Genomic DNA, 25,891 nt, shown 5'->3' on the forward strand with positions numbered 1-25,891 from the left:
GCTCAGCAGCACTCGGCGTGAGACGAACCGCTGCAAATCGTACCGCAACGGCCAGAACAAACCGCGTAGGCGGTTACGATGTTGGTGCTGGAAACGATGTCCGACTCGGCAAACCTGCCGCTGACGAAGAGCGGGCCGGCCGGGCTGGTGGCATCGGCACTGTTGCGCCAGCTCTTGATCTGATCTTGGGAAGCACTAAGCATGACTTTCTCCTTGCCTTATTCAAAAGGTTGAAAGATAGGAACGTCACTCGAAATTGCCCCACACACAAAACGTCTTCATTGCGAAGACGCCGCAATCTTGTAGTGCAAGAAAATACCGCCAGTCAATTTATTTTTGCGATTTCACGCGACGTACACTTGGTGCAGTGCGATGCAATTTTCCAGTACGCGAGAAATGCGATGCGAAACGCTTGCGATGTTCTCGTGATTCACGCATCCGTCACGAGAGCTCATGCTAGGCAAAGATATCTCTCGTAGGCTGGGTTAGCGCAGCGTAACCCAGCAATTTCGCATGTCTGCCAAAAGGCAGTTGGGTTACCCCCCGATCAAGTCCGGGGCAACCCAACCTACACACTGGCCATGTCTACATCAATCCCAAACGCCCTGCTGATGCTGACTCGCATCCGGCGTCTGCACGCGCACCAATCCATAGTAAGGACCCCACTCTCCGCTGTTGTAGTAAACCTGCGTATCGTCGGACAGCGACCAGTACGCACTCACCGCGGTAAAAGTGTTGGGAAGCACGTTCGACAGCATCGGTCCGTCTTTGGGCTTGCCGAATTGCGCTTTCAAATAGTGCATATCGTCGCCGCCGCCCGCCGTGCCGTGCGTCTTGGCCGACACGCTCACCACCACGCCGTTCTTCAACCCCACGACGACATCGCTGCCGCTCATGTACATGGGCCGGTCTTCCACCGGAACGTTGACGATCATCTGCCCGTCTTTAGGCAAGGTGTCCGACGGGGTGACACCGGCAGGCCATTTGTAGCACTGCTCGTGGTCGTCGGAGAGATAGTCGTCCTGGCGCTTGAGGCACTCGGTGGTCTGCAAGGGCTGGTGCAAGGTGATGCCGAATACGGTGATGGCATCGCTGGCCCATCCCGTGGCGCTCCAGCCAAGCATCAGGGTGATGGCGATCGAGCTGAAGGTGTGACGACGCATGGTACGACTCCGGGCATCCTGGCCTGCGCACTTTAGCGAGTAGGCTCGTGCGCAGGCAGGGCCGAAAGTACTCCCTCGTTTCAGTGCGTCGCAACGGTCTGGGTTTGCGTGGCGTGGATCACGGCGTCGATCAGGGCAAGATCGTCATCCATGCCGAATGCCGGCGGCCGCGAATAACCGAAGCGCACGATCACCAGATGCTGCGAGGGAATGATGTAAATGCGCTGGCCCAGAAAACCGCTGGCGTAGAAGCCATCCTTGGGAAAGCCGTGCGCCACCCTGTAGGCCGCGGCGCGGCTGGGTCCGTCGTTGGTCCAGAAACCGGCACCGTAGGGCGTACCCAACGTGGAGCGTTTTGACCAGGCCACCCAGCCTTCCGGCAGTATGCGCTGGCCGTTGGGCGCTACGCCGTCGTGGAGATAAAGCTGACCGAAGCGTGCATAGGTGCGTGCCGGGGCGTAGACATACGATGAGCCGAAAAAGCTGCCACTGCCGTCGAACTCCATCGTCAGGTTGCTCAGGCCTGCTGGTATCAGCAGTTCGCGTTCGGCGAAGCTGCGCATGCCTGCCGCGCCGCCGCCGACTGTGTGGCCAAGCAGTCGATCCAGGATCAGCGTATTGCCCGAGGTGTAATCCCACTCGGTGCCGATCGGCCGACGCAGCGGATGTTGGGCAGCGAACGCGGCCATATCGTCAAAGAGATACTCCATGTGACCGACCGGGCTGAAGCCGTTGGCTTCTTCTTCGACATCCAATCCGCTGCGCATGCGCAACAGGTCTTCGATGGTGATGGAGGCACGTGGATCGCCTGGGCTACGCCACTCCGGCGCATTCACCGGTTGATCCACGCGCAGGCGGCCTTGCCGTACCAGCACACCCAGCAATGCATTGGTGAACGACTTGGCGGCGGAATAGCTCAGCAAGGGCGTATTTACGTCAAAACCCGGTGCATAACGCTCGGCGATAACGTGGTCGTCTTTCACGATCACCACGGCTTTTACGTCCTTGATTTTTTCGCCGGGGTGCTCGTCGAAGACCCGGTCCAGTGCGGCGTTGATCGCAGAATTGCTGCTCGTCACCGGGTCTGCGGGAGCAAAGCCATCGTCGGTGACGGTTGCCGGCAGCAGTGTGCGCGGTACCGGTGCGGGCGGCGTATCGGCAAAGACGAGGCGGCAGCCGTAGCCGGGCGTAAATTCGGCCGTGGCGTGGAACAGACCGAGAAAGGTAGTATCCACCCGCCGATTTTTACGATCGACGCGGTAGCTCAGGTGGCGCCCCAACGGTTCGCCGATGATCGGCTGCACCAGTTCCTTCAAGGTGGCTTGCGGATCGAGGCCGGCAATGAAAACCGCGGAACACAGGTTGTGCGCGGCCATGCCGGCGCCGACGCTTGCCGCCTGGTCCGGCCGGTAGACCGCGGCAAATCCCGCGGCGGTTGCCAGCAACAATAAGCCCGTTCCGATGGCGATGCGCTTTATCACGTTCTTGCCTCTTGTCGATGGATGTCGACGGTGAGGATGCGCCTGGCTTGGGAATGGCTGAGGGTTGGCTGGGACGAAGGCCGGTGCGGGCGGGACGAAGGCCGGCGCCCATGAGCAACCCGAGCCGCCCTGCCCCCTCTCCCCGGAGAGGAGAGGGAACGTGTCGCTTTACAACTTCAGCGACATTCCCGGGGGCAGGTTTTCCAGGTAACGGCGCGTCCAGGTCACCCGCGCACCATCATCGAGCAACAACCGGTATTCGCCATCCGGCCACGGCTGCACTTCCTGGATGGCATCCAGGCGCACCAGCGTAGAGCGGTTGATACGTGCGAAGCGCAATGGGTTCAAGCGCGACAGCATGTTTTCCAGCGTGCCGCGCAGGCGGTGGCAGCTGCCTTCCGCATACACATCCAGATAATTGCGGCTCGATTCGATGCGGCTGATGCGCTCCACGCGGATCAGCCGCGCGCCCTCGCCTGCCTGTGCCAGGACGTGTTCCAGGTAGTGCGCCGGCGCGGGCAAGGTTTCGAGCAAGGCATCCAGGCGCCGGCCGGTATCGTTCCTGGGCATCAGCCGTTCGCGCAGACGCTGCATGAGCTTGTCGAAGCGCGTGGGGCTGACCGGCTTCAGCAGATAGTCGAAAGCATGTACTTCGAAGGCTTGCAGGGCCTTGTCGTCGCGTGCAGTAACGAAAACGATTTCGGCCGGCAACGGTTCGCCCAGTGCCCGCAGAACGGCGAAACCGTCCATATCGGGCATGTTGATATCCAGCAGCACCACGTCGGGTTGCTCGCGCACGATCAGCGTAAGAGCCTCGCTTCCGTTGGCGGCCAGGCCGGCCACCTGCACGTCTTCGTAGGCAGCCAGGTAGCGCCGCAGTTTGTCTCGCGCAGGCGCTTCGTCATCGACGATCAGCACGCGCAAGCTCATGCCGGCTGCTCCCCGGGCAGCGGCAACCACACGCGAACGGTAGCGCCCTGCCCTTCGCGGCGTTCCAGTTGCACGCCCGCAGCATCGCCATACAAGTGCTGCAAGCGCGCCTCGACATTGCCCAGGCCGATTCCGTGGCCGCTATGAGTGTTCTCGCCGACGGCCGCGCCGTCGTTGCGAATACGGATTTCCAACTGCGCGGCAATTCGCGCGGCCTGGATATCGATGTGCCGAGTCGCTCCGCCGCCGTGTTCGATGGCATTCTCGACCAGCGGCTGCAGCACCAGGAACGGCACGCGATAACCATCCAGTGCGGGATCCGCCTCGATGTCGACCACCAGTTGCTCGCCGAAGCGGGCGCGCTGGATATCCAGGTAAAGCGCCAGCAAGCGCCATTCTTCTCCGAGCGGATGTTCCTGCTTTTTGGCGTTGAGCGTCGCGCGCAGCAAGTCGCCGATGCGTGCCAGCATTTCGTCCGCCACGCGCGGCTGGTCGTACATGATGGACGAAACGGCGTTGAGCGTGTTGAACAGGAAGTGCGGATTCAATTGCAGGCGCAAGGCATCCAACCGAGCCTCCGACAAAGCCGATTCCAACTGTACTGCCCGCAACTCGCGCTGCTGCGCCTCGCGGTAACGATCGAGCAACCACAGGACGGCCGCTACCAGCAGGTAGTAGAACACGTCGCTGGGAAACTCCATCAGGTAGCGCCACGAGGTAACGCCATAGCGGTAGGTACCCAAGCCGCCGAGCGCGAACAACACCACCCGCGAACCCCACATCAGGCTGGTATGCAGCACGGAAAGCACGATCAGCACGGGTACGTGGCAACTCAGGCGCAGCCACAACGGTTGTACATTGCGGATCTTTCGCAGCGCCAGGATCAGCACCGGCATCATCAGGCCGAAGCTGAGGCTGCCGGTCATCTCTTCGATCAGGTTGACGGCAAACAGTGCCGGTGCGCCGGCCGACACGTTGTTGAGATAGCGATGCAAGGCATTGAGCAGGCCGATCAGCACCAGCACGCCGAGCCATAGCATCAGCCACGCGCTCTTGCGCTGCATGAAGGCCGGCTTGTCCAGCTCTAAGCTAAGCAAGGGCTCACCCCTAAGCGCTCGTATGCGATGGCGCGAGTCTATCGTGTCGCGACCCGTCACATCACGGCTTTGAGTAAAGCCCGCCCGTCATCGATGCGCTTACTTGCCCGCGCCGACGTAATCGACACGCCAGATCGAATTGGAGCCGTCGTCGGTCACCAGCAAGGAGCCGTCCGGCGCAGCGACGACGCTTACCGGCCGGCCCCACACGCGCCCATCGGGCAACACGAAGCCGGTGAGGAAATCCTGGTATTCGCCACTGGCCTTGGTGGTGTGATGGCGCGGAATGCGAATCACCTCGTAGCCCACGCGCGTGGAACGGTTCCACGAACCGTGCTCGGCGGCGAACAGGTCGCCCTTGTACTCGGTGGGAAAGCGATCGGCTTCGTAGAAGGTGATCTGCAAGGATGCATTGTGCGGTTGCAGGATCACATCCGGCGTGATCACTTTGTCCTTCAGCTCGGGATGCTTGCCCTCGTGACGTGGATCCTGGTGCGATCCCATGTACCACCACGGCCACCCATAGAAACCGCCTTCGCGCACGGAGGTGATGTAGTCGGGCACGAGGTTGTCGCCCAGCCCGTCGCGTTCGTTCACCGTGGTCCACAACTGCCCGTTGGCGGGATCGACGGCGATGCCGGACGGATTGCGGATGCCCCAGGCGTAGATGCGCTGGTGCGAGCCGTCGGGATCGAAAGCCAGGATATCGGCGCGGTCCTTCTCGGCCGGATGCGTATCCGGATCGTTGATGTTGGAACCGGAACCCACCGCCACGTACATGGTGCGGTTATCCAGCGAAAAGGCCACGTCGCGCGTCCAATGCCCATCGCCATGCGGCAAGTCGACCACGTGTTCGGCTTTGCCTCGCGCTTGCAGATCGCCATTGCGATAAGGAAAACGCACGACGGCATTGGTGTCGCCCACATAGATCCACTGCGGGTTCGGCCCCAGCGGATAAAAAGCGATGCCGTAGGGGCGATCGAGGCCGGTGGCAAACACCTGGGTTTCGCGCGGCTTGCCGTCTGCGGTCATGCCGCGAAAAATGCGGATCTGCCCCTTACCGCTTTCGGCCAGAAAAATATCGCCGTTGGGCGCCACGCGAATCACGCGTGGCGTTCCCAGCCCTTGTGCGTACAGGTTTACCTTGAAGCCGGCAGGCGCAACCGGCATGACGCCTTCCGGGCGCGGCGCCATGGTGGGGCCATTGCCGGCGGATGAAGTGGCATACGGCGGCGGCAAATCGCTCAGCGTGATCTTGCGTACCTTGCCTGGCACTTCGTAGCGAAAATCGGTAAACGGCGGCCGCGGTGGCGGCGTGTCGATGGTGGATGGCGTGGAAGCGGATTCGGCCACGTTGGCGGGCTTGGCGGTCGGCAAACTCTTCACATAACTCACGATCTGCCAGCGCTGTTGCGCAGGCAAGCTCGACCATGCCGGCATGCCGTTATCCACCGAGCCGTGCGTGATGAACCAAAACAGCGCACCTTCGCTCGCCTGCTGCGTGGCGCCCTGAGCGAGCGCGGGAATGTTGCCGGCACCTTGCCCGCTCGCGCCATGGCAACTGGCGCAATGCGCCGCATACAACGTGCCGCCGGCTTCGATCGCGGCGGGCTGGCCATGATAGGGATTGGCGGTTGACGATGCGGATGCCGGCGCATCGTGAAACGTCGTAGCGCCCCAGCCGGAACTTGCCGCGCTTGCGAGGAGCGCACCGATGAGCACCCGATACGGCCACCGCATGGAACCCGAACCTGTCAAAGCCTGCATAGCCATGGGCGTTCCTTGATCGACAAAGGTGAAAGACAGCGATGATGCCTTCCCTGCGTCATCCAGAAACGAACCGCACCCTACTTCGACGCACCTGCGCGCAGCGTGAAAGCTGATCGCCGGATTGTCAGGCTGAAACTACGACGGCGCGATGCCCGATACTGCAGGAATCTTGCCCGATTGCCCGCTGGCCAACCGCGCCCGGCAAGTCAACGCGGCGACTCAACACTGCCATAGCATCTTGGCCGATGTCTCGCAGCCGCCGCACTGAAACAGATAAGCGCATCCGCCTCCGCCGAAATTCATGGCGCTTCGCGCTTCGGGGCCTTCTTCGAGCTGGGCGACAAAAGCCATGCGTTCGCCGCACGTATTGCAGGAAGGTGTTTCGTCGCCCTGAATCCACGACGGTTCGCCGCCAAGCTGCCCGAGCACGTCGCGCGCGGCCTTGCCGGCCTGGCTGGCCCACTGCTGTCGCGCCTGATCGTAGTTGCCCGCTTCCACCCTCACCACGCTCGCGCCGTGGCGAATGGGCCGTGTCGTTTCGCCGACCGGCGGTGCCTGCACCAGTTGTGGTGATTCCGTTGCCACCACCATCACGGCATTGCCGCCGCCGTCGGCATCCCAGTCGTCGCACAAGCCGGGGCGGTTCTGGCATTCGAACAGCAACAGCAACCGGTCGCCCAGCGCTTCACCACTGCGAAGCTGCCCGAGAAACTGCATGTGGCCGTGACAGGTCTTGCAGATTGGCCAATGCAGGCCACCCTCGCCTGCGCTCGGCAGGCCGCCGAATGCAGTCTGGCTGGTGGCATCGGCGCTTGCGTTCGAATCGTTGACGAGCAGCTGGATCACGATAATCCCCCGGTCAAAGATGCCACCTCAGGTGGCTGGCGTTTCGAGACGGTGTTCCGTAGGTTGGGGCGTGATCGTCATCACTTTGAGGCGTTCGGAACCTTCAAAACGGTGCCACATTCCCTGGGGTACCACGATGAGTTCATCCGCGGCGAGAAAGTGGCGCTCTTCCCTCGCGTCTCTCCACAGAATGACGGTGGTTGTGCCTTCCAGCACCATCACCACTTCGTCGCCGTTCGGATGGCGCTCCCATTCGCTGGAACCGGAGTAGTAGCTCACGTACACCGCGCCGTCGCGGTACGGCGCGACTTCGGCAAAGGCTTCGCTGGGCATGTCGCCGAATGCCATTTCCGGCGTGCGGTCGGGCAAGTGCTGCACGGTCGACAACACGTGGGTAAGCGACTTCTTCATGAGCGCACGCGATCCTGCAAGTAGTTTCGATCGCTCGGAACATAACCGCGCCGGCGCCGTTTATGCAGTGCCGAATGGCATCCTCGCATCCATCGTTCGGCGCAGCGCCTGGACGCTGCGCCGATTGCTCATCGGCTCTTGGAGGCTTTGCCTTTCTTCGGCTTGGCCGCCGGCTTGGCTGCCTTCTTTGCCGGCGCCCGCTTGCGCGGGGAGAGCCTGGGCGGCCGATCCTTGCTCGTAGCGGCCTTCAGGCGCTTTTCGAATTGCTCGGCAAACTCGACGAAGCCGGTGTCGTACACGGCGCAGAATTCACGAATCTGCAACAAATCGATGCCGCGACGACCGACTTCCACCGCCGACACATAGGTCTGACCTCGACCGAGTGCCTCCGCAGCTTCCGACTGCGTCAGATCACGCTTACGACGTAGATCGAACAGCAAAGCGACCAGTTCGCGATGCTCTGGCGAATGAATGCCCTTGCGCTTCATAACGTCCCTCGTTAGGTGGGCGACGACGTTATTATCCGGATAATGTTTACGCGAAAGTCAGGTTTATACCCATATTACAACTTCGCAAAATCACTAAACTTAGGCTGTGGCAGTGCTGCGGGGCGAATCGCTCGGCAAGTATCGCCTTCGCGCCGGTGAGCGCATCCCTTGTTCAAGGAGCCAAAGTCATGGCAGACAATGCCCCCACTTCACGTAGTCCTTCCCTGATCGCCGCGATCACGCTCAGTCCGGAGGGCTATCGCATTCTGTGCAATCTGCGCGACGAACTGCGTCTGCTCGCCAGTATTGCCGAGCGCCAGGCCAACCGGGAACGCCAGGTGCTGGTATGTCGCAACACGATGGCGCACTGCTTCGAGCACCTCGCCCAACGCGTGGACGAGGTGGTGGATCTATGCGGCAAAAACCTGGTCTTCTGATCTTTCCCCGGCCATCACTGCGGCGCCAGATCGACGGACTGCACCTTTACCGGCAGCGGCGTGCCCTGCTCGAACGGCGCAGGCGGCGTCAGTTCCAATGGCATGGCGTGAGGATGCGCAGCCGGGTCGCGCTGCACGGTGATCGTTGCACTGGCTTCCTGCGGCTTGCCCGTGGCGGCAACGGCAAGTTTCAGGCGATGGTGCTGTCCATCCACCCATACATCGACCTCGGCGCTGCTGGCTGCGGGCAAGTAGTGAAGCGTAAGCGTGTAGCTGCGGGCGGGCGCATCCAACTGCCAGCTCAATTTGTACAGCGTGTCGGGAGCTTCGTATCCTTCGCCGTTGTAGTTGAGATAGTGCTCGGCCTGCGTTGGCAGCAGATGGAAGCGGCCATTGGAAGCCGCCGCGATGGTGGGCGGGAGTACGTGCAGCGGCCCTTCCAGCGGCAGCACGACCACCGGCATGAAGCTGTCGACGTCGGTACCACCGGCGTCCTTCATCGGCCATCCGGCCAGTTGGTCGAGCGAAATGATCAGGTCGTCGCCATCTCGCTGGACGGCGACGGTGCTCTGCGGCGATCCCAACCGATAGGCGCGGCCCAGGGCGGTATCGCCCAAACCGTGCAGGTGAAGCCGATGATCCGGCGGCAGCTTGTCTACAAACAGATAGATCGCATGCTGACCTACCGTCGCATAGCCAAAGTCCAGCGCGGCGAAGGGTTGCTTGCGTGTGCCGTAGATGGCCCCGCCATTGCGTTTCAGCCAGGCGCCGATGCCGCGCAATACCTGCGCTTCGTAAGGCACCACCGAACCGTCGCCCTCCGGCCCGATATTGAGGATGTAGTTGCCGCCGCCACTCACCACGCGCACCAGCCGCGCAATGTTCTCGCGGATCTTGCCGGGCAGATCCGTGCGCTGCTGCCAGGAGCGATAGCCCCAGGTCTCGGGAAACATCGATGCCGGCGTCTGCCAGGGCAGCTCGATCGCTACCGAAGGCTCGGCGTTGTCGCCCATCACGGCGAAATCGCCGTAGTAGTTCCAGACGCGGCCGGAGATCATGGTTTGCGGTTGCAACGCATGCACGGTTTGCGCGAAGTGCGCGCTTTGCGCCGGCGTGGGCTTGCCCATGTCGAACCAGATTTCGGAAATGGGGCCGTAGTGGCCCATCAGTTCTTTCAGCTGGGCGACGTTGAACGCCTCCTGGCCGGCGGTGATGGGATTGCTGTTGCTTTCGATGTAGGTGTTGCCGCCGGGATGATGCCAGTCGATGGTGGAGTAATAGACGCCGAACTTCAGTCCACCGCGTGCACAGGCCTCCGCCAATTGCTTGACGATGTCCTTGTGGTAAGGCGTGTCGTCCACCACGTTGTAAGGCGTCTGCGCCGTCTGGAACAGATTGAAGCCGTCGTGGTGCTTGGCGGTGATCACGATGAATTTCATGCCCGCCGCTTTCGCCAGCGCCACGATCGCGTCGGCGTCGAAGTGCACGGGGTCGAAGCGCGCGGCCAATGCCTCATAGTCCTTGGGCGGTATGGGCGCATTGGCGAGTATTTGCTCGCTGTAGCCGTTATCCACGCGCTTCCCGTTCCAGGTGCCGCCGGCCAGGGAATACAGGCCGAAGTGGATGAACATGCCGAACTTGCGGTCCTGCCAGGCCTTGATGGTCTGTGCGCTCGGCCCCGGGCCAGACGGAAGCTGCGGCTGGTCGAGCGGGCGCTGCGCCGGGGCCGTCGTATCTGTTGCCGCAGCCAGCGGACTCAGTCCGCACCAGGCCATGCCGGCCAGCAACCAGAACCCTGCCCGCTTCCCCTTCACACCTTTCCCCATGCGCTGCGCACCTTTCGATGATGGAACGCCCGAATGTACACGCTCGGCTTATTTACCGGGGCAGCGGTCGCCTTTTCGGACTTTTCTGATATCGCCAGGGCCCTCGCCTGCCGACACTGCCCATTATTCTTCGCCGGAATGGAATTCCGCGTTGACTGCACGGGGGTACTCCGATGTGGCAGACAACTCATCTCTTTAGCGGACATGGCGCCTTTCATCTCGTTCCCGTGTTGCGCGCCATGCACTGGCCGGCCATGCATGCGCTGCTGACGCGACTATTCAGCCGTGCGGCGATGGAAACCCTGCTGCTCGCCTCAGCCACCCTGCTGTTCGTGCTGGCGTGCCTGGGTTTCATCCTGGTAACCGTGTCGTATGCACATTGATATTCCCGGCGGCGTGCTGGAAAAGTGGCAGAACATCGTCGACACCATGGCGAAGATCATCGCCGTGCCGGCGGGCCTGATCATGCGCATCGTGGATGACGACATCCAGGTTCTCGTTTCCAGCCAGACCGAAGGCAATCCCTATCACCCCGGCGATCGCGAAAAGCTGCCCGGCTCAGGCCTGTATTGCGAAACCGTGATCCGCAAAAATACCCAACTGCTGGTGCCCGATGCACGGCAGGACGAGCACTGGCGGAACAACCCGGACATCAGGCTCAACATGGTGTCCTATCTGGGCTTTCCGATCCGCTGGCCGGACCAGACGCCGTTCGGCACGATCTGCGTGCTGGACAACAAGAAAAACGCCTATAGCCAACTGCACGAGCACCTGCTGACGCAGTTTCGCGACGTGATCGAGCAGTACCTGCAGCTGATCCACGTCAACGTGCAATTGAGTGTCGCCAAGGCGGAAATGGAAGTGCTGAACGGGCAGCTCAAAGTGTTGGCGTCCACCGACAGCCTGACGGGCGTGCTCAACCGCCGCCGTTTCGACGAAGTGTTCGAGCAGGAGTGGCGGCGCGCGGCGCGTGCACACACGCCATTGAGCCTGCTGCTGGTCGACGTTGACCATTTCAAGCATCTGAATGACGACTTTGGTCACCTGCGCGGCGACGACGCGTTGAAAATGGTGGCATTGGCACTGCGAACCATGGCCGCCAGGGCCGGTGACGTGGTGGCGCGCTACGGCGGCGAGGAATTTGCCGTGCTACTTCCACGCACCTCGCCCGACAAGGCGCAACTACTGGCCGAAACGATCCGGCGTGGGATCGAGCGAACCGTGCTGTTCAAGGCCGAAAACGACAACATCACCGGCACGGTCTGTATCGGTGTGGCCGGCCAGATCCCCGCCGAGGGCGACGATCCGTTGCAGATGATGCAGGCGGCAGACATGGCCCTCTACCGGGCCAAGCTCCGCGGACGCAACCGGGTGGAAGCCTGAATCTGCTGGACTGTTGAATCTCAGGACCAGAGAGATGCCGTGCCAGGGGAGTTTCTGACCTTGCGCGCCTCCAGCCGGTGGTCGCCGACCGTCGCGCTCAATATCACGCAGGTCATGCCCGCCAGCATCAGCGCCAGCCCGGTCGGCATTTGAGAAACCGCCAACGCAGCCTTGGCGGCGCCGTACCAGGAATGCGGATTGTGCAAGGACGAACACAAACCGGGGCAGAAGCCGTGCATCCAATACATCACGGTGGGCTGGGCAGTCCAGTAACCGTCGTGCAGCCACTTCAGTCCCTGGAAACCCAGCGAGAGCACCGCCGCCATGTTCAGCGTCACGGCCACCAGCCACAGGCAGAGCGCTACGGCGCCCCTGGAGATTTGGTCGAATCGAGCGAAGGTCACGGGGTTATCCAAGGCTGAGGACTACTGTTCAATGGCATGCATATCCTGTGCCTATGACGCTAGAGCCAGTACCTGGCTCTAGCGATCGTCGCAGCGCCTGATCGCTTCGTCGCGCGCCTTGTCATATTCCGATTGCGTCATGGCGCCGGTGTTGAGCGCGGACTGCAGGTCCATGAGCTGCTTTCCGCAGGTGTCGTTGTTCTGCGCAATCGCCCTTGAGCCGCCGCAGGCCGCCAGGGATGTCACCAAGACAATTGCCGTCGTTGCCAGCCATAACCTGGTCATGTCGTGACTCCGTTAGCCAGTGAAGTGAGAACGCAGCGCCGATGGCACCGCGCACATTACGACCTCAATGGTAGAAAGCCGCAGCCAATCGACGCTGACTGACGCGGCCGATTCACACTGCCGCGACACGTTGCGATACAGAAAACGTACAGCGCGGCTTCACGCACATGACGAGGAAGCATCGTGCAACGCCCTAAAGTTTTGGCCGCAATCGGCCGATAAGCTCTGCAAAGAGCCGGGCGTGAGGGGAACGCCACGGCTCCGATTCGGCGGCGAACGACCGCCACACACCGTGCTGGCGGGAGGGGCTGGCATTCATGCGACCGATCCAATCGGGCGAAGTGCAAATCGGGCAGCCAGTGCCCTACGACATCTATGACGAACGCGGCAAGCTGCTGCTTCGTGCGGGCCAGATTTTGGTCAGCGCCAGCTCGGTGGAGCGCCTGGTGCGCGTGGCGTATTTCGACGATGGCACCTACGCAGCCGTTCGCGCGAACGTTCTCGATGACAGCGAGTCGGGGAACCGGCCGCTGGGCCTGATCCTTTCCGCGCGATACCGGCTCCACGCCCTGTTGACCGGCAGCAAGATTGCAGGCTTTCCCGAGGAAATAAAACGCGTCGCGGAACTGCTTCACCGTGCCTGCCGGGTCAACGCCGATTTGTCGCTGGCCTCCATCGTGATGCAGCACGATGGTTCTTACGCCATTCGCCACATGATCAACGCCGCCATCGCCTGCGAACTGGTGGGCGACGCATTGGGGCTTTCGCTGGTAGAGCGGATACCTATCGTGGCGGCCGCACTGACCATGAATATCGGCATGCTCGAGCTGCAAGAGGAACTGCTGACCGTAGACGGCCCCTTGAGCGACGTGCAGCACGGCGGTGTGCGGCAACACTGCCAGCGAAGCGTGGAACTGCTGCAGGAACGCGGCGTAGCCGATGCGCTTTGGCTGCAAGCCGTGCTGGATCATCACGAGCGCTCCGATGGCAGCGGCTATCCGGGCGGCAAGCCGGGCGAAACGATCGAACTGCCTGCGCGCCTGCTTGCCGCTGCCGACGTGTACTGCGCGCGCGTCACCGGCCGCGGCTACCGCCCGGCGCTGCAAGCCAATATCGCCTTGCGCTGGCTTTATTTGAACGAAGGCGCTCGGTTGGACGGCAATGTCGCCGCGAGTTTCATCAAGACCCTGGGTATTTATCCACCTGGCACCGGTGTCCGCCTGCGCAATGGCAGTGTCGCCGTCGTCACTCATCGCGGCCGCGGCGGCCTCACGCCGCAGGTTTCTTCCATCACCACCCACGACGGCCTGCGCATCGGCACGCCGATCCGTCGCCGCAACGACGTGGGCGCGCACGCAATCAGCGAAGTGGTCGACCTGGACGCGCTGGACCTGAGCGTAAGCATGGAAGCGCTGTGGGGAGCCGATGCGACGACCTGATTCCCTCAAGTAACCCGGCGCGCTGCCGATAAGCTCCATGGCAGCCCCGTACGCCGCCACCCCTTTCGACCTGTCCATGGGGGGACAAAACCATGACTCAATCAGTCGTTGAAGAACTGATGCTGCACAACCAGGCCTGCTCGCAATGCCGGGTAGGCGAACCTTGCCTGGTCGCCGAGCACATCCAGGACAGTTGGCCCCGACGCGTCGCCTCCGAAGCGGCGGCGAGCTTGTTGGAAATCACCACGTCTCCGGACGAACATCACGCAGAAGCGGCTTGAAGCCGCGCATACGGTCGCGTGGGCAGCGTCACCCAGGGTGACGCCCCGCGCCCCTAACCGTAGGCCATCACCTTGTTGCGCCCGCGTGCTTTTGCTTCCAGCAGCGCCTTGTCCGCCAGGGCGAGCAACGCCTTGGCGTTCTCGGTCGGGGTCTGCGACGAACAGGCCACGCCTATGCTTATCGTGACGCTCAAAAATCCTTGCGCGCTGTCCACCCGCAAGCCTTCCACACCGCCACGCAACGACTCGGCGGCGGCCATCGCGTCGCCATGGCTGGTTCCCGGCAACAACACGGCAAACTCTTCGCCGCCGTAGCGGGCAAGCACGCCGCCTTGATGCGCATGCAGCCACTCGGACAGGTTGCCCGCCACAAGGCGCAAGCTGTGATCGCCCATGGCGTGACCGTAGTCGTCGTTGAAACGCTTGAAGTAATCGATGTCGATCATCAGGATCGAGAGGCTGCTCGCCCCGCTGCTTGCCGCCGCCCACAAATTCGCCAGTTGCCGATCGAAGCCGCGCCGGTTGGCCACCCCGGTAAGCGGGTCGGTAACGACCAGATCCTCCAGTTCGTCGCGCAAACCCAACAGCTTCCGCTCGGCCGCCATCTGCTGGCTTTGCGTGATCACGTTGCGGATGCCGTAGCCGACAATGGCCACCGCCACACCCAGGGCCGCCAAGGCCGGACGCGTCGTCCACAGGCTGATGCTGAGCGCGGTAAGCCCCAGCCCCAGGAAAAACGGACTGATGCTTTCAGCCAGATCAACCATTCGAGGACGCGGCTGATAGCGCCTTATCCAGGACGACGGCGGCCGCAAGCACAGCACACCAAGCAGCAGCGGCGCGATCAACACCAGCAGTTCCAGATAAAGCGTCTGCGAATGCAGTATCAGGCGATTGCGTATCGCCGCGACCAGGGTGCTGGTTGCGCAATAGAACGCCACGGCGAAATAGAAATGCTTTAGCTCGACGTCTCCAGCCCCGGCCAGGCGCGTGAATGCGCACAGCGTGAGGAACAGACTCAGCACGTCCATGGTCACGATCATGTAGTGAACGTTCTGGAGGTTGTCGGTGCCGCTTGCCGACACCCAGGAGAAAATCCGCACGAAGAACAGCCAGGCCATGACCATTGCCATCAGCGCATCAATGGCACCGGTCAAGGTCAGCGTGCGCTCGCGGAAGGTCATAGTGATGGCAAGGATCATGGCGATCCCATACAGCGCATAACAGAACATCGGTGCGCCGGGGGCCGGATTGTTCTGTCCGACGCCCATCAGCAACAGCAGGTAAATATTATTGGCGACGTTGACGAAGGCCATGGCGGCGACCACCAGCCACCAGCGAAGTGCCGTCGGCGCGGGAGTGCGCCGCGCCCGCCACACCAGCGCGGCGATACCCAGCCATTCCACCAGGTCGATAACCGCGCAACTCCACGGCAGATAAGCCTGTGTGTCGTGCGCGACCACAAAAAGATGCGCCACGACCAGCAGGCCGCAGAGCAGGTAAAAACGGTGCATCAGGCGTAGATCGGTATAAGACGCGGTTTCCACCTGTCCCCCCCTTCTCGTTTGCCCCGTTTTAGGCGGCGGTCCGTCGCCACGCAGCTATCCTACGCCAAAGCCCCTGGGCCGAAGAAAGCCCCTTGGACACGCCCAAGGCGCGCCGGGCCAAGACCGACACAGCTCCTTGCGATAGGGGAAAAACGGCCGGCAGCCGCTATTGGGGCTTTGATGCCCAGCCCAGCCCCAGGCTCTTTTGCAGCGATACGAAGTCTTTCAGCAGATCCGCCCTGCCCTGCACCAGGTTCTGCTGCGCACTGAATTGCACGCGCTGCGTATCGAGCAAGTCGATCATCGAGGAAGCACCGGCCGCATAGCGCTGATGCATCAGGTCTGCCGAGCGATCAGCCGAGGCCTGGATCTGTTGCAGACGTGCCACGCTGTCGCGTTGATGGCCATAGCGCGATAACGCGTCATTGGCGTCCTGCAAGGCGGCGAGCACGGTTTGCGTATAGCGTGCGACAGCCTCGTCGCGACCCGCCCGCGCCTGGCGAATGGCGCCACGCGTGCGCCCGAAATCCAGCACGTCCCATTGCAGATAAGGCACGCCGAGCCAGGTCATGGCGCTCTTGTCGAGCAGATGCCCCGGATGGGCGGCATTGGAGCCGATAAACCCGAGCATGGTCACCTTCGGAAACAGGTCTGCTTCGTGCTGGCCGATCTGCGCGTTGCTGGCGGCCAGCCGGCGCTCGGCCGCGCGTATATCCGGGCGCTGTTGCAACAAGGCTGCAGGGTCGGCAACCGCCACGGATGCCGGCAGGCCGGGTAGCGGCGCGGGTGCGGACAGTTGCTGATCAAGCGAGCCAGGTGCTTCGCCGGTCAGCACGGCAAGCTGGTCAAGCGACTCGGTAACCTGCTCGTCGAGCGGAATCAAAGTAGCCCGGGTATTTTCCACCTGGGTGGTTTGCCGCTCGACATCCGAATCCGTCACCACGCCACGCTCGCGTTGCTGGCGGATCAGGTCGAGCGTTTTCTGTTCGAGTTCGGCCGAATGGTTCGCCAACAGCAACCGCTGTTGCTGGCTGCGCAGATCGATATAAGCCTGGGCCACTTCGGCCGCCAGCGACACCTGGGTATCGGCCAGATCCGCGTCGACCGCTTCGGCTTGCGCCGAAGCCGCTTCGACCGCACGCCGTGTGCCGCCGAACAGGTCGACTTCCCAGGAAGCATCGAAGCCCGCGCTGTACAGCTGCAGTGGGCCACGGCCCTTCGATGTGCCGGAAGCCGAAGTATTCGAACCGGAGGACGATTGCAGACCCGACAAGTCCGGCTCGCGCATGCGTATCGCTGCCGCATCGGCGGAGGCGGTCGGCATTTCCGCGGCGCGCTGCTGTTGCAGCTGCGCGCGCGATTCGCGCAGGCGTGCCTGCGCAGCCGCCAGATCCGGGTTGTGCGCGAAAGCCGCTTCGATCAAGGCATTCAGCTGTGGATCGTTCAGTGACTCCCACCAGCGACTGGGCGCTGGTGCGGAGGTAACGCCGCTGCCCGGCGCACGAACGAAGGATGGCGCCTGCGTTGCAGCCTTCGCCACCGATGGCGCGCCGCGATAGTCGGGACCGACCGTGCAACCGGGCAACGCCACGACGGCAGCCAGCACGGCAACCCAAGGGGCGCGCAAATGACGCAAACGGCGTAATGACGTAACGAGCATGCTCAATGGCCTCCGCCGGCCGGCGCGTGATATCGCGGTGTCTTCAACAACAAGGCCAGTGGCACGCAGCACAACAAGGCGATGCCCAGCAGGTAAAAGACTTCCGAATAGGTGATCACCATGGCCTGCTGCTGGATCTGCGCGGCAAGCTGGCCAAGTGCGCGCATCTTCGAATACGCCGCATCGCCGGTACGCGCGAACCAGCCGGCCGCATTGGCCGCGATGCGCTCCTGACCCAGCACGGAGTTGGCGGTGAGCGATTCGCGGATGGTCGCGACGTGGAACGTATTGCGGCGATCGATGACAGTGCCGATGATTGCCAGCCCGATCGAACCGCCCAGATTGCGCGCCATATTGTAGATGCCGGCGGCATCGCCGGATTCCTCGCGCGATACCGCCGCCATCGACGCCTGGTTCAGCGGCATCATCGCCAGCATCTGTCCGGCGCCACGCACCAGCTGAGACCAGAAGAAATCGCTGCCCACGCTCTGCGCGGTCAGGTGAATATCCAGCATGCAGCTGCCGAAAAAGCACAACAGGCCGCTGATCACCATGATGCGGAAATCCATCTTGCCCAGCATGCGCGGCAGGATCGGCATCATCAGGAAAGCGGGCACGCCCGACACCAGCATCACCCAGCCGGACTGCTCTGCGTTGTAGCCGGCGATCAGTCCCAGGAACTGCGGAATGAGATAGATCACGCCGTACAGCGCCGCACCGACCACCAGCACGATGAAGATCACGCTGGCGTAGCGCGGATTGCTGAGCAGACTCAACCGCATCACCGGCCGCTTGGCGGTGAACTGCGAAATGGCGATCAACACCATGCCGATCAGCGAGAGCACGCTGAGCCAGACGATCATGTCCGACTCGAACCAGCGCTCGCGTTGCCCTTCCTCCAGCACCACCGTCAACGAACTCAGCCCCATGGCAAGGCCGACGATGCCCAGCCAGTCGGCTTGTCGCAACGCTTCCAGGTGCAAGGACGCCGATGGCAGGCCGGCGAGCAACAGCGTAATCAGGCCGATGCACACCGGCAGATTGATGAAGAAGCACCAGCTCCAGCTGATGTTTTCCGTCAGCCAGCCGCCCAGCACCGGACCGAGCAGCGGCCCGAGCAACACGATCAGGCCGAACGCCGTCATGCCGATCGGCAGCTGCGACATCGGCAGGCGCGTGCGAATGATGGTCTGCGCGGTGGGAATCATCGCGCCGCCGGTAAGCCCCTGGCCGATGCGGCCGATGATCATGGCGATCAGCGTGTGCGACAGGCCGCACATCATCGAGAACAGGATGAACAGCACCGCACAGCCGAGCAGAAAATTGCGCAGACCGAATACGCGCGTCAGCCACGCGGCCAGCGGGATGATCACGATCTCCGACATCAGGTAGCCGGTGGAGATCCAGGTGCCCTCGGTGCCGGTGGCGCCGATTTCACCCTGGATCTGCGGCAGGGCCGAGTTGGTGATCGAGATATCCAGCGTCGCCATCAAGGCGCCAAGCGAGCCGGCGGCGACGGCGATCCAGTCCGCAACGCTGGCGCGCTCCGGATGCGCCGACGTGGCAGGCGTCTCAGCCATGATTGCCGCTCGTCGAGGCAGGTTGCACGCGCGTATCCACGTCCACGGTCACCGACAACCCGGGCACGAGCCGCTTGCGCGTCTGTTCGTCCGCGTCGACGCGGATGCGCACCGGCACGCGCTGCACGATCTTGGTGAAGTTGCCGGTGGCGTTTTCCGGCGGCAGCAAGGCGAATTCCGAGCCGGTGCCCGGCGCGAAGCTGTCCACCACGCCGTGCAGTTCCGTGTCGCCCAGCGCGTCCACGCGCAAGCTTGCCGGCTGGCCCGCACGCATGCGGCCAATCTGCGTTTCCTTGAAATTGGCGGTGAGGTAGATGCTTTGCACCGGCACCACGGTCATCAGGCGCGTACCGGGCTGGGCATACTGCCCCACGCGCACCGTGCGATCGCCCACGCGGCCAGCCATGGAGCTGCGGATCAGCGTGTCCTGCAGATCGAGCTGCGCCTGCTTGGCGGATGCCGTGGCGGCTTCCAATTGAGCGCGCGCCTGGGCGATCTGTGCATTGAGATCGGCGATCTTCGCCTGCGCCTGGTCGAGCGCCGCATGGTCCGCGGTCACGCTGGCCTCGGCCTGGTCGCGATTGCTCAGCAGCACAGACATCTGGTCGCCGCTTTCCGCGCCGGTGGTGGCCAGCGGCGCGTAGCGGCGTACTTCGTCCTCGGCATGCCTGGCGGCGACCTGCGCCACCTGCAACTGTGCCTTGGCCTGTTCGATCGCGGCGTGCTGCTGCTGGATGCCGGCCTGGGCGCGCTGGATGTCGGCGTTGCGCGCATCGACAGTCGCAGCGGCCTGATCCAGCGATGCCTGGTACTGGCGGCCATCGAGTCGTACCAACGGGTCGCCAGCCTTCACCGCGGCGTTGTCGCCGACATAGACATCGGTGACGTAGCCGCTGACCTTGGGCGCCACCGTGACACTGTCGGCCTGCAGGTAGGCGTCGTCGGTGCTCTGGATGAAGCGACCCACTACCCACCAGTAGGCCAGCGCAATCACCCCGACCACGGCAAGCGCGATGCCCACGGGCAGCAGAAAGCGCGGCGCCTTGCGCCGGCCGTTATTGGCCCCATCGCCCGAAACGGTTGCGCTGGTCGCAGACATGCAGTCACCCCAAAATTATTCCAGGTGGAATATTTATTCCGATTGGAATAATTTTGTCAAATGTTATCGTGGCGTCGTAACCGCGGAGAACCCGGCATGACCGAACCCAAGCGCCCCCGCCATTCGCCAGACGGCGGCTATGCCCGCGGCGACGAAACGCGCCAGCGCATCATCGACGCTGCCCTGCAGCTCTTCGGCGAGCGCGGCTACGCCGGCGCCTCCACGCGCGACATCGCCACCGCAGCGGGCGTGAACGCCCCGGCGCTGCAGTATTACTTCGACAACAAGGAAGGCCTTTACAAGGCCTGTGCCGAATACCTCACCGACGACCTGGTCGCCCGCTACGCCCCGACGATGCGACTGGCCAGCGATGCGCAGAAAAACGGCAACATCGATGAGGTGATCGAGGCCTATCTCGCCATGCAGGCATTAACCCTGGATACCGTGCTGACGCCTTCGCATGCATCCAAAGGGCGTCTGGTCGCACGGGAGCTCGCCGGCGAGGGTCCCGACGTGGCATCCAAGATGCTGCAACGGCGAATGAAGCAACCCGTCAACAAACTGCTGCTGTCGATGCTCGGGCGCATCATGGATACGCAACCCAGCGACACCATCACCCGCATCCGGCTGCTTGCCCTCAAGGGCCAGGTGCTGGCGTTTTACTATCCGCCCGGCGCCTGCCTCGAACTGCTTGGATGGAAAGAAATCGACGCGGCCAAAAGCGCGCTGATCAAGAGTGCCCTGCTGGAGCAGACGCGCACCTTGCTGGAAAGCTGGAGAGCTCCCGCATCCACGCGCAAATCCGCGTAAAAAAAGCCGCCCGATGGCGGCTTGTCGAATGGCCGTAGAGCCCGCGGGCTCTACGGCACCCCGTTTCAATGCAGCCGATCAGCGTGCCTGCAAGGCGCTGCTGGTGGCGGCATCCAACTGGCCCGTTACCGGCAGACCATTGGCCTTCTGGAACGTGCTGATGGCGCGGGACGTACCCGGGCCAGGCATGCCATCGACCTTGCTGGTGTACAGACCGAGCTGGGCGAGCTTGCGCTGCGCATCGGAGAGCGAGAAGTTGGCTGGCGCTGCATTGGCACTGTTGGCGCCATCCACCGCCAGCGCACCACCCGCACCCAGACCGCCGGCAACGCGCTGCGGCGCGTACTGGCGCACGGACTTGACCATCTGGTTGTAGGAATCCAGGAAGGCCGCCGCAATCACTTTGCCCTCGGGTGTCTGGCTGTAGGCACCGAGGCTCGCGCCGCCGGAGCCGAAATGATCGAACAGACCGCTGACGCCGAAATCGATGTTCTTGGCACTGCCCTGCGCAGCAGCCACCTGCACGCCCGAACGCGTGTCGGTCAGCATCATGGTGGTGGACGCTTCGCTGCTCTTCATCGATCCGGCGATGGCGCCGATAATCGCACCATATCCGCCACCCACACCCGCCAGCGCGGCGCCACCGCCGCCGGTGTTCTGCGAGAACTGGATCGACGGCGTGACGACATAGTCAGCCGCCACCATCTGGCCCTTGCCCATGCTGCTGGTCGAGCGCAGCTCGCCGGAAGCGGCGAGGCCGCGCTCGCCCATCATCGAATTCATGGCCTGGCCGCGGTCGACCACCACGAAGCAGTTGCTCTGCTGGATCATCAAGCGCAAGAGCGGCACGGTGGACGGCAGGTGATACTGGCCGGTCAACACGGCGTACCAGGGATCGTTGGTGTTTTCTTCCACGGCCAACGTACCCAGCGGGTGATCGCAATGCTCCAGCGTGCTGGCCGCACCGGTGCTGGTGGCGCCACCGGCGGAACCGCCGACCGGATTCTTGCCGCCGCCGACCTGCATGTCGGCGCAACCGGTGAGCAACAGCGCGGTACTCACGCCAAGTGCCAGCAAGCAGGACTTCATTTGATTGATTCGCATAACAACTCCATTGTTTTCTGCAATAACGGATTGGGCTGGGAAAATTTCCCGCGCGTGGCACGTTTATTTCAGGCGCACTTCACCGTCCAGCCTTCCGGAAGCCGGACAAAAGGAAAACGGGCAACAGTTTTACGGCGTCCCTTTTTGTAAAAAGAACGGGTCGTCACGTGAACCGCATGAGGGTGCAAAAGCGCGCACAACGACGTAACGCGTCGAACTGACTCGCTGTGAATGGCTTTTGCTTACGTGCACCCTCGATCGGGTGTAGACGTCACCTGTCCCTGGTTGGCTTGGTATCTGTTCCCTGAATGAATTCCCCTGCGGGAAGGCTAACCCAGCCTTGATCCAATGTTCAAGTGGCCATTCAATGCGGCGAATCCGCGTAGCCAATCGCCTTTTTAAAAATACGCGAATGAGTTTCGAATGGCCCAGTTCCACTATCGCAAAAAAGGCGAAAGACACGGTACCGGCGTTTGCATCTGCGCATTGAAGAGAGTTCCCAGACTGCAACATCTGCGTCGCACCCTAGCTACGTGATGATGTTTCGTCATGACCATCGTTGTCATCGTCATACGTGACTTGCCGCGCTTGATCGGGCTTGCTTCACGGGTTAAACAGATTAAACACCTGCACGTCGACGGAGATAACGATGGACAAACGGTTGCTGCCCTGCATGCTGGCATTGGCGGTATTGAGCTGCGCCGCCGATCTACGGGCAGAAACCGACGCGGTGCCGTTGCGATGGAATGCCGAACGCTTCGGCAATCATCGCTATACGGTGCAAGTGGACAAACCTGCCGACGCCGTGCGCGTCATCCTGCCCTGGCGGCGGCGCGATGCGCATCCCGATCAGGTTGCGACGATCGTGGTAGATCCCGACGGGCAAGTCGTTCGCAACGTGGCTCGCATGCACGTGGACGCCTCATCGGGAGAACTGGCATTCGAAGCACGAAAAGCCGGCGTGTATGCGATCTACTACCAGCCTTACATCACCACCGGCCACCCCAATTACCCGACGGTAACCTACCGCGCGCCCACCCATGACGCCGACCCGAAATGGCTGCAATCCAGCGGCGCGTCGGATCCATCTCGTGAAGCAAAGCTGCCGATGGCAAACGTGCTCGGCTACCAGGCGGTGGACGATTTCGACGCCTATACCGACATGGAGCGCATCGCCACACCCAATGAGCAACAGGCCTTGCTTGCCGCCAATGCTTCCGCGCCTTGGCTGTTGTTTCCGGAGACACGCGAGCATCCGATCCGCATGTTCGATCAGATTCCCGAGCGCTGGGCACAACGCGGTGCCGGTGGCAGCCTGACCGACGACGCCTTGCGCGGCGAGTATCTGAGTTTCCAGGTCGGCGCCTGGGCGGTTCGCGCAGCGATTCACGACGTGCACGTGACATTCGGCGATCTGCGCGGCCCGGATGGCGCCAGCATCCCTTCATCGGCCATGACCTGCTTCAATCTCGGCGGCATCGATTACGCGGGAAAGCCTTTCGATACTCGCCTCGATATTGCGCAGGGACGCGTGCAACCGCTGTGGATGGGCGTAGCTATTCCCGACAACGCGAAAGCCGGCGTCTATCGCGGCACCGTGACGCTTCAGGCCGATGGCGTACCCGCACAACAGATACCGCTGACCATTACGGTCGATGCAAAGGAAGCGGTCGCACACGGCGACGATGATCCGTTCAAGCTAACCCGCCTGCGCTGGCTCAATTCCACGCTGGCGCAGAACAACGACCTGGTGAAACCGTTTACCGCGGTCACCGTGCACGGGCCACAACTTGGCATCCTCGGGCGCGATATCCAACTCGCGCCAAGCGGCCTGCCCGCACAGATCGACAGCCGCTTCGACGAACGCATGACGGGCTTTGCCAATACGCCCATGCCCTTGCTTGCCGGCCCGATCCAATTGCTGGTGCAGGATGCCCAAGGCACGCATGCACTGACGGCGCAAACGACGCCGGAAGTAAAGATCGATGGACCGGCCAAAGTGCACTGGCAGGTCGACGGCAAGGCCGGCCCCCTGCAAGGCAACGTGCAGGCGAGCCTGGAAGCAGACGGCACGCTGATCTATTCCATTGCGCTGACCGCCGCCAAGGCGATATCGCTGGATGACATTCGCCTGGCAATTCCTCTAAGCAATCACGTGGCGCAATACGAGCTTGGCCTTGGCCGCACGGGCGATCATGCGCCTGCCGATTTCAGCTGGAAATGGAACGTGCAGAACAACCAGGATGGCGCCTGGATCGGCGCGGTCAACGGCGGACTGGAATTCCATTTGCGCGACGAGCACTACCGCCGCCCGTTGAACACCAACTTCTATCACGACCAGCCTTTGATCATGCCCAGTTCGTGGGACAACGGCGGCCATGGTGGCGTGACGATGAAACGCGTCGATACGCAATACCGCATCGACGCATTCAGCGGCCCGCGCAACCTGGCGGCGGGACAGACGCTGCATTACGACATCGTCATGCGCGTCACGCCGTTCAAGACCATCCATCCGGCCGAGCATTTCGCCGAACGCTATTACCACGCCTACGCCGACCTGGACCAGATCAAGGCGCAAGGCGCCAATGTGGTGAACATCCATCACGCCACGCCGATCAATCCGTGGATCAATTACCCCTTCCTCGAACCGGAAAAAATGCGTGCGTATATCGATGCTGCGCATCAGCGCGGCATGGAAGTAAAAATCTACGACACGATCCGCGAACTGTCCGACCGCGCACCGGAATTGCCGATGCTGGAAAGCCTGGGGCACGAAGTCATCAGCGCCGGATCGGGCGGCGGCTTTTCCTGGTTGCAAGAACACCTGGACGGCGACTACATCGCCGCGTGGCACGTGCCGGAAAACCGCGATGCGGCGGTGATCGACGCCGGCCAAAGCCGCTGGCACAACTATTACATCGAAGGGCTGGACTGGCTGGCGCGCAACATCGGCATCGACGGCCTTTATCTCGATGACGTGGCCTATGACCGCGTCACCATGAAGCGTGTGCGCAAGGTGCTGCAGGCGCGCCGGCCGCATCCGCTGATCGACCTGCACTCGGCCAGCCAGTTCGACGCGCGCGATGGCTATATCAACAGCGCCTTGCTGTACATGGAACTGTTCCCGTATATCGATCGCCTGTGGTTCGGCGAGGAATTCGATTACCAGCACACCTCGCCTGCCTACTGGCTCACCGAGATATCCGGCATTCCGTATGGCCTGATGGGCGAGATGCTGCAAGGTGGCGGCAACCCGTGGCGCGGCATGGTGTTCGGCATGACCAACCGTTTGCCGTGGACAGGTGGCGATCCGCGCGAGTTGTGGAAGCAATGGGATGCCTTCGGCATCGAGCAGGCCGACATGATCGGCTGGTGGGTACACGATGCGCCGGTAAAGACCGGCCGCGACGACGTGCTTGCCACCAGCTACGTGCGCAAAGGCAAGACGATGATCGCGCTGGCGTCGTGGGCACCCGGCAAAACCACGGTGACGTTGCAGGTGGACTGGAAAGCGCTTGGCCTCAAGTCAGGCCAGGCAACGTTGGTCGCACCGGCCATCGCGGGCTTCCAGCCGGCGGCCACGTTCAAACCGGGTGACGCCATTCCAGTGGAACCGGGCAAGGGCTGGCTGCTGGTGCTGCAGTGAGCCGTTTGGGCGATTCTGAAGGAATCGCCCAAACATCAAGAGACATCCTTGTCATCCACGACTATCCCTCAATCACCACGCATCCATGCGTACGAGCTGCGCGGCGCTGCATTGTCTAAGACGCTTGGCAAAGACCAGCCCCTACGATGACGCCACGCACTTGCAGAAAATCAGCGTCTGTGGGCCTGACAAAAACTCATCGAA

At 62.4% G+C, this 25,891-nt stretch carries 24 protein-coding genes; 7 read left to right on the plus strand and 17 right to left on the minus strand.

The features are described 5' to 3' along the window. Window positions 1–2 precede the first annotated feature (2 nt). The 9 genes from ISS99_RS17245 to ISS99_RS17285 all read right to left on the minus strand — a co-directional run bounded on the left by ISS99_RS17245 (window position 3) and on the right by ISS99_RS17285 (window position 8,186). Complete coding sequence (locus tag ISS99_RS17245) at window positions 3–203, minus strand: DUF6229 family protein (protein WP_204632868.1); 201 nt, start codon at window positions 201–203, stop codon at window positions 3–5. A 387-nt stretch (window positions 204–590) separates the two neighbouring features. Continuing rightward, window positions 591–1,163, minus strand: a complete 573-nt coding sequence (locus ISS99_RS17250) for a hypothetical protein (RefSeq protein WP_204632869.1) — start codon at window positions 1,161–1,163, stop codon at window positions 591–593. An 80-nt stretch (window positions 1,164–1,243) separates the two neighbouring features. Next, window positions 1,244–2,644 carry a serine hydrolase domain-containing protein gene (locus ISS99_RS17255; RefSeq protein WP_204632870.1) on the minus strand — a complete coding sequence of 467 codons (1,401 nt, stop codon included), beginning with the start codon at window positions 2,642–2,644 and terminating at the stop codon, window positions 1,244–1,246. Between the two features lie 168 nt (window positions 2,645–2,812). Next, on the minus strand, window positions 2,813–3,574 hold the full coding sequence (locus ISS99_RS17260) for a LytR/AlgR family response regulator transcription factor (RefSeq protein ID WP_204632871.1): 762 nt from the start codon (window positions 3,572–3,574) through the stop codon (window positions 2,813–2,815). After that, window positions 3,571–4,671 (minus strand): sensor histidine kinase, encoded by a 1,101-nt coding sequence (locus ISS99_RS17265; RefSeq protein ID WP_204632872.1) that lies wholly within the window; start codon window positions 4,669–4,671, stop codon window positions 3,571–3,573. Before ISS99_RS17265 ends, ISS99_RS17260 begins: the two co-directional genes overlap by 4 nt. 99 nt (window positions 4,672–4,770) lie before the next feature. After that, window positions 4,771–6,444, minus strand: a complete 1,674-nt coding sequence (locus ISS99_RS17270) for a PQQ-dependent sugar dehydrogenase (RefSeq protein ID WP_239538154.1) — start codon at window positions 6,442–6,444, stop codon at window positions 4,771–4,773. Between the two features lie 216 nt (window positions 6,445–6,660). Then, window positions 6,661–7,287 carry a hypothetical protein gene (locus ISS99_RS17275; protein ID WP_204632873.1) on the minus strand — a complete coding sequence of 209 codons (627 nt, stop codon included), beginning with the start codon at window positions 7,285–7,287 and terminating at the stop codon, window positions 6,661–6,663. A gap of 27 nt (window positions 7,288–7,314) precedes the next feature. Continuing rightward, window positions 7,315–7,698, minus strand: coding sequence for a cupin domain-containing protein (locus ISS99_RS17280; RefSeq protein WP_239538156.1), 384 nt, complete (start codon window positions 7,696–7,698; stop codon window positions 7,315–7,317). 128 nt (window positions 7,699–7,826) lie between these two features. Further along, entirely contained in the window at window positions 7,827–8,186 is a 360-nt protein-coding gene (locus tag ISS99_RS17285; RefSeq protein ID WP_204632874.1) for a helix-turn-helix domain-containing protein, read from the minus strand. 188 nt (window positions 8,187–8,374) lie between these two features. Here ISS99_RS17285 and ISS99_RS17290 point away from each other — a divergent pair, with 188 nt between their 5' ends. Beyond that, window positions 8,375–8,623, plus strand: coding sequence for an XAC0095 family protein (locus ISS99_RS17290; protein ID WP_204632875.1), 249 nt, complete (start codon window positions 8,375–8,377; stop codon window positions 8,621–8,623). Window positions 8,624–8,637: 14 nt separating this feature from the next. On the opposite strand, the gene ISS99_RS17295 is transcribed toward ISS99_RS17290, so the two are convergent. Continuing rightward, a complete protein-coding gene (locus tag ISS99_RS17295) occupies window positions 8,638–10,449 on the minus strand; it encodes an alpha-L-fucosidase (protein ID WP_239538158.1) in 1,812 nt (603 codons plus the stop codon). A gap of 173 nt (window positions 10,450–10,622) precedes the next feature. Between ISS99_RS17295 and ISS99_RS17300 the strand changes: the two genes are divergently transcribed. Both ISS99_RS17300 and ISS99_RS17305 read left to right on the plus strand, forming a co-directional pair. After that, entirely contained in the window at window positions 10,623–10,832 is a 210-nt protein-coding gene (locus ISS99_RS17300; RefSeq protein WP_204632876.1) for a hypothetical protein, read from the plus strand. Then, on the plus strand, window positions 10,822–11,832 hold the full coding sequence (locus ISS99_RS17305; protein ID WP_204632877.1) for a sensor domain-containing diguanylate cyclase: 1,011 nt from the start codon (window positions 10,822–10,824) through the stop codon (window positions 11,830–11,832). The genes ISS99_RS17300 and ISS99_RS17305 overlap by 11 nt, the downstream gene beginning before the upstream one ends. Window positions 11,833–11,852: 20 nt before the next feature. On the opposite strand, the gene ISS99_RS17310 is transcribed toward ISS99_RS17305, so the two are convergent. Further along, window positions 11,853–12,236, minus strand: coding sequence for a hypothetical protein (locus ISS99_RS17310; protein WP_204632878.1), 384 nt, complete (start codon window positions 12,234–12,236; stop codon window positions 11,853–11,855). A gap of 78 nt (window positions 12,237–12,314) precedes the next feature. Then, window positions 12,315–12,521, minus strand: a complete 207-nt coding sequence (locus tag ISS99_RS17315) for a hypothetical protein (protein ID WP_204632879.1) — start codon at window positions 12,519–12,521, stop codon at window positions 12,315–12,317. A 317-nt stretch (window positions 12,522–12,838) separates the two neighbouring features. Here ISS99_RS17315 and ISS99_RS17320 point away from each other — a divergent pair, with 317 nt between their 5' ends. Then, entirely contained in the window at window positions 12,839–13,960 is a 1,122-nt protein-coding gene (locus ISS99_RS17320) for an HD-GYP domain-containing protein (RefSeq protein WP_204632880.1), read from the plus strand. Between the two features lie 92 nt (window positions 13,961–14,052). Continuing rightward, the gene (locus tag ISS99_RS17325) at window positions 14,053–14,241 is read left to right on the plus strand and encodes a hypothetical protein (RefSeq protein ID WP_204632881.1); all 189 of its coding nucleotides are present in this window, start codon (window positions 14,053–14,055) and stop codon (window positions 14,239–14,241) included. A gap of 53 nt (window positions 14,242–14,294) precedes the next feature. Here the strand turns inward: ISS99_RS17325 and ISS99_RS23690 are convergent, their stop codons facing one another. From ISS99_RS23690 to ISS99_RS17345, 4 genes are all read right to left on the minus strand, one after another. Then, on the minus strand, window positions 14,295–15,788 hold the full coding sequence (locus ISS99_RS23690; RefSeq protein WP_204632882.1) for a GGDEF domain-containing protein: 1,494 nt from the start codon (window positions 15,786–15,788) through the stop codon (window positions 14,295–14,297). A 166-nt stretch (window positions 15,789–15,954) separates the two neighbouring features. Continuing rightward, a complete protein-coding gene (locus ISS99_RS17335; RefSeq protein WP_204632883.1) occupies window positions 15,955–17,448 on the minus strand; it encodes an efflux transporter outer membrane subunit in 1,494 nt (497 codons plus the stop codon). 2 nt (window positions 17,449–17,450) lie between these two features. Further along, window positions 17,451–19,028, minus strand: a complete 1,578-nt coding sequence (locus tag ISS99_RS17340; protein ID WP_204632884.1) for an MDR family MFS transporter — start codon at window positions 19,026–19,028, stop codon at window positions 17,451–17,453. Beyond that, complete coding sequence (locus ISS99_RS17345; RefSeq protein ID WP_204632885.1) at window positions 19,021–20,127, minus strand: HlyD family secretion protein; 1,107 nt, start codon at window positions 20,125–20,127, stop codon at window positions 19,021–19,023. The genes ISS99_RS17340 and ISS99_RS17345 overlap by 8 nt, the downstream gene beginning before the upstream one ends. 96 nt (window positions 20,128–20,223) lie before the next feature. Between ISS99_RS17345 and ISS99_RS17350 the strand changes: the two genes are divergently transcribed. Next, the gene (locus ISS99_RS17350; protein ID WP_204632886.1) at window positions 20,224–20,937 is read left to right on the plus strand and encodes a CerR family C-terminal domain-containing protein; all 714 of its coding nucleotides are present in this window, start codon (window positions 20,224–20,226) and stop codon (window positions 20,935–20,937) included. A 78-nt stretch (window positions 20,938–21,015) separates the two neighbouring features. On the opposite strand, the gene ISS99_RS17355 is transcribed toward ISS99_RS17350, so the two are convergent. Beyond that, a complete protein-coding gene (locus ISS99_RS17355) occupies window positions 21,016–22,041 on the minus strand; it encodes a peptidoglycan-binding protein (RefSeq protein ID WP_204632887.1) in 1,026 nt (341 codons plus the stop codon). 649 nt (window positions 22,042–22,690) lie between these two features. Here ISS99_RS17355 and ISS99_RS17360 point away from each other — a divergent pair. Continuing rightward, complete coding sequence (locus tag ISS99_RS17360; protein ID WP_204632888.1) at window positions 22,691–25,687, plus strand: glycoside hydrolase domain-containing protein; 2,997 nt, start codon at window positions 22,691–22,693, stop codon at window positions 25,685–25,687. The last annotated feature ends 204 nt before the right edge of the window (window positions 25,688–25,891 follow it).

The sequence above is a fragment of the Dyella mobilis genome (assembly GCF_016904945.1).
Taxonomy (GTDB): Bacteria; Pseudomonadota; Gammaproteobacteria; order Xanthomonadales; family Rhodanobacteraceae; genus Dyella_B; species Dyella_B mobilis.

Excerpts from the sequence above, each read along its gene's own strand:
- ISS99_RS17315 (WP_204632879.1), bottom strand. The coding sequence starts at position 12,521 with ATGACCAGGTTATGGCTGGCAACGACGGCAATTGTCTTGGTGACATCC.
- ISS99_RS17285 (WP_204632874.1), bottom strand. The coding sequence starts at position 8,186 with ATGAAGCGCAAGGGCATTCATTCGCCAGAGCATCGCGAACTGGTCGCT.
- ISS99_RS17345 (WP_204632885.1), bottom strand. The coding sequence starts at position 20,127 with ATGTCTGCGACCAGCGCAACCGTTTCGGGCGATGGGGCCAATAACGGC.
- ISS99_RS17295 (WP_239538158.1), bottom strand. The coding sequence starts at position 10,449 with ATGGGGAAAGGTGTGAAGGGGAAGCGGGCAGGGTTCTGGTTGCTGGCC.
- ISS99_RS17340 (WP_204632884.1), bottom strand. The coding sequence starts at position 19,028 with ATGGCTGAGACGCCTGCCACGTCGGCGCATCCGGAGCGCGCCAGCGTT.
- ISS99_RS17320 (WP_204632880.1), top strand. The coding sequence starts at position 12,839 with ATGCGACCGATCCAATCGGGCGAAGTGCAAATCGGGCAGCCAGTGCCC.
- ISS99_RS17280 (WP_239538156.1), bottom strand. The coding sequence starts at position 7,698 with ATGAAGAAGTCGCTTACCCACGTGTTGTCGACCGTGCAGCACTTGCCC.
- ISS99_RS17250 (WP_204632869.1), bottom strand. The coding sequence starts at position 1,163 with ATGCGTCGTCACACCTTCAGCTCGATCGCCATCACCCTGATGCTTGGC.
- ISS99_RS17360 (WP_204632888.1), top strand. The coding sequence starts at position 22,691 with ATGGACAAACGGTTGCTGCCCTGCATGCTGGCATTGGCGGTATTGAGC.
- ISS99_RS17260 (WP_204632871.1), bottom strand. The coding sequence starts at position 3,574 with ATGAGCTTGCGCGTGCTGATCGTCGATGACGAAGCGCCTGCGCGAGAC.
- ISS99_RS17290 (WP_204632875.1), top strand. The coding sequence starts at position 8,375 with ATGGCAGACAATGCCCCCACTTCACGTAGTCCTTCCCTGATCGCCGCG.
- ISS99_RS17305 (WP_204632877.1), top strand. The coding sequence starts at position 10,822 with ATGCACATTGATATTCCCGGCGGCGTGCTGGAAAAGTGGCAGAACATC.
- ISS99_RS17270 (WP_239538154.1), bottom strand. The coding sequence starts at position 6,444 with ATGGCTATGCAGGCTTTGACAGGTTCGGGTTCCATGCGGTGGCCGTAT.
- ISS99_RS17245 (WP_204632868.1), bottom strand. The coding sequence starts at position 203 with ATGCTTAGTGCTTCCCAAGATCAGATCAAGAGCTGGCGCAACAGTGCC.
- ISS99_RS17350 (WP_204632886.1), top strand. The coding sequence starts at position 20,224 with ATGACCGAACCCAAGCGCCCCCGCCATTCGCCAGACGGCGGCTATGCC.
- ISS99_RS17335 (WP_204632883.1), bottom strand. The coding sequence starts at position 17,448 with ATGCTCGTTACGTCATTACGCCGTTTGCGTCATTTGCGCGCCCCTTGG.
- ISS99_RS17355 (WP_204632887.1), bottom strand. The coding sequence starts at position 22,041 with ATGCGAATCAATCAAATGAAGTCCTGCTTGCTGGCACTTGGCGTGAGT.
- ISS99_RS17325 (WP_204632881.1), top strand. The coding sequence starts at position 14,053 with ATGACTCAATCAGTCGTTGAAGAACTGATGCTGCACAACCAGGCCTGC.
- ISS99_RS17300 (WP_204632876.1), top strand. The coding sequence starts at position 10,623 with ATGTGGCAGACAACTCATCTCTTTAGCGGACATGGCGCCTTTCATCTC.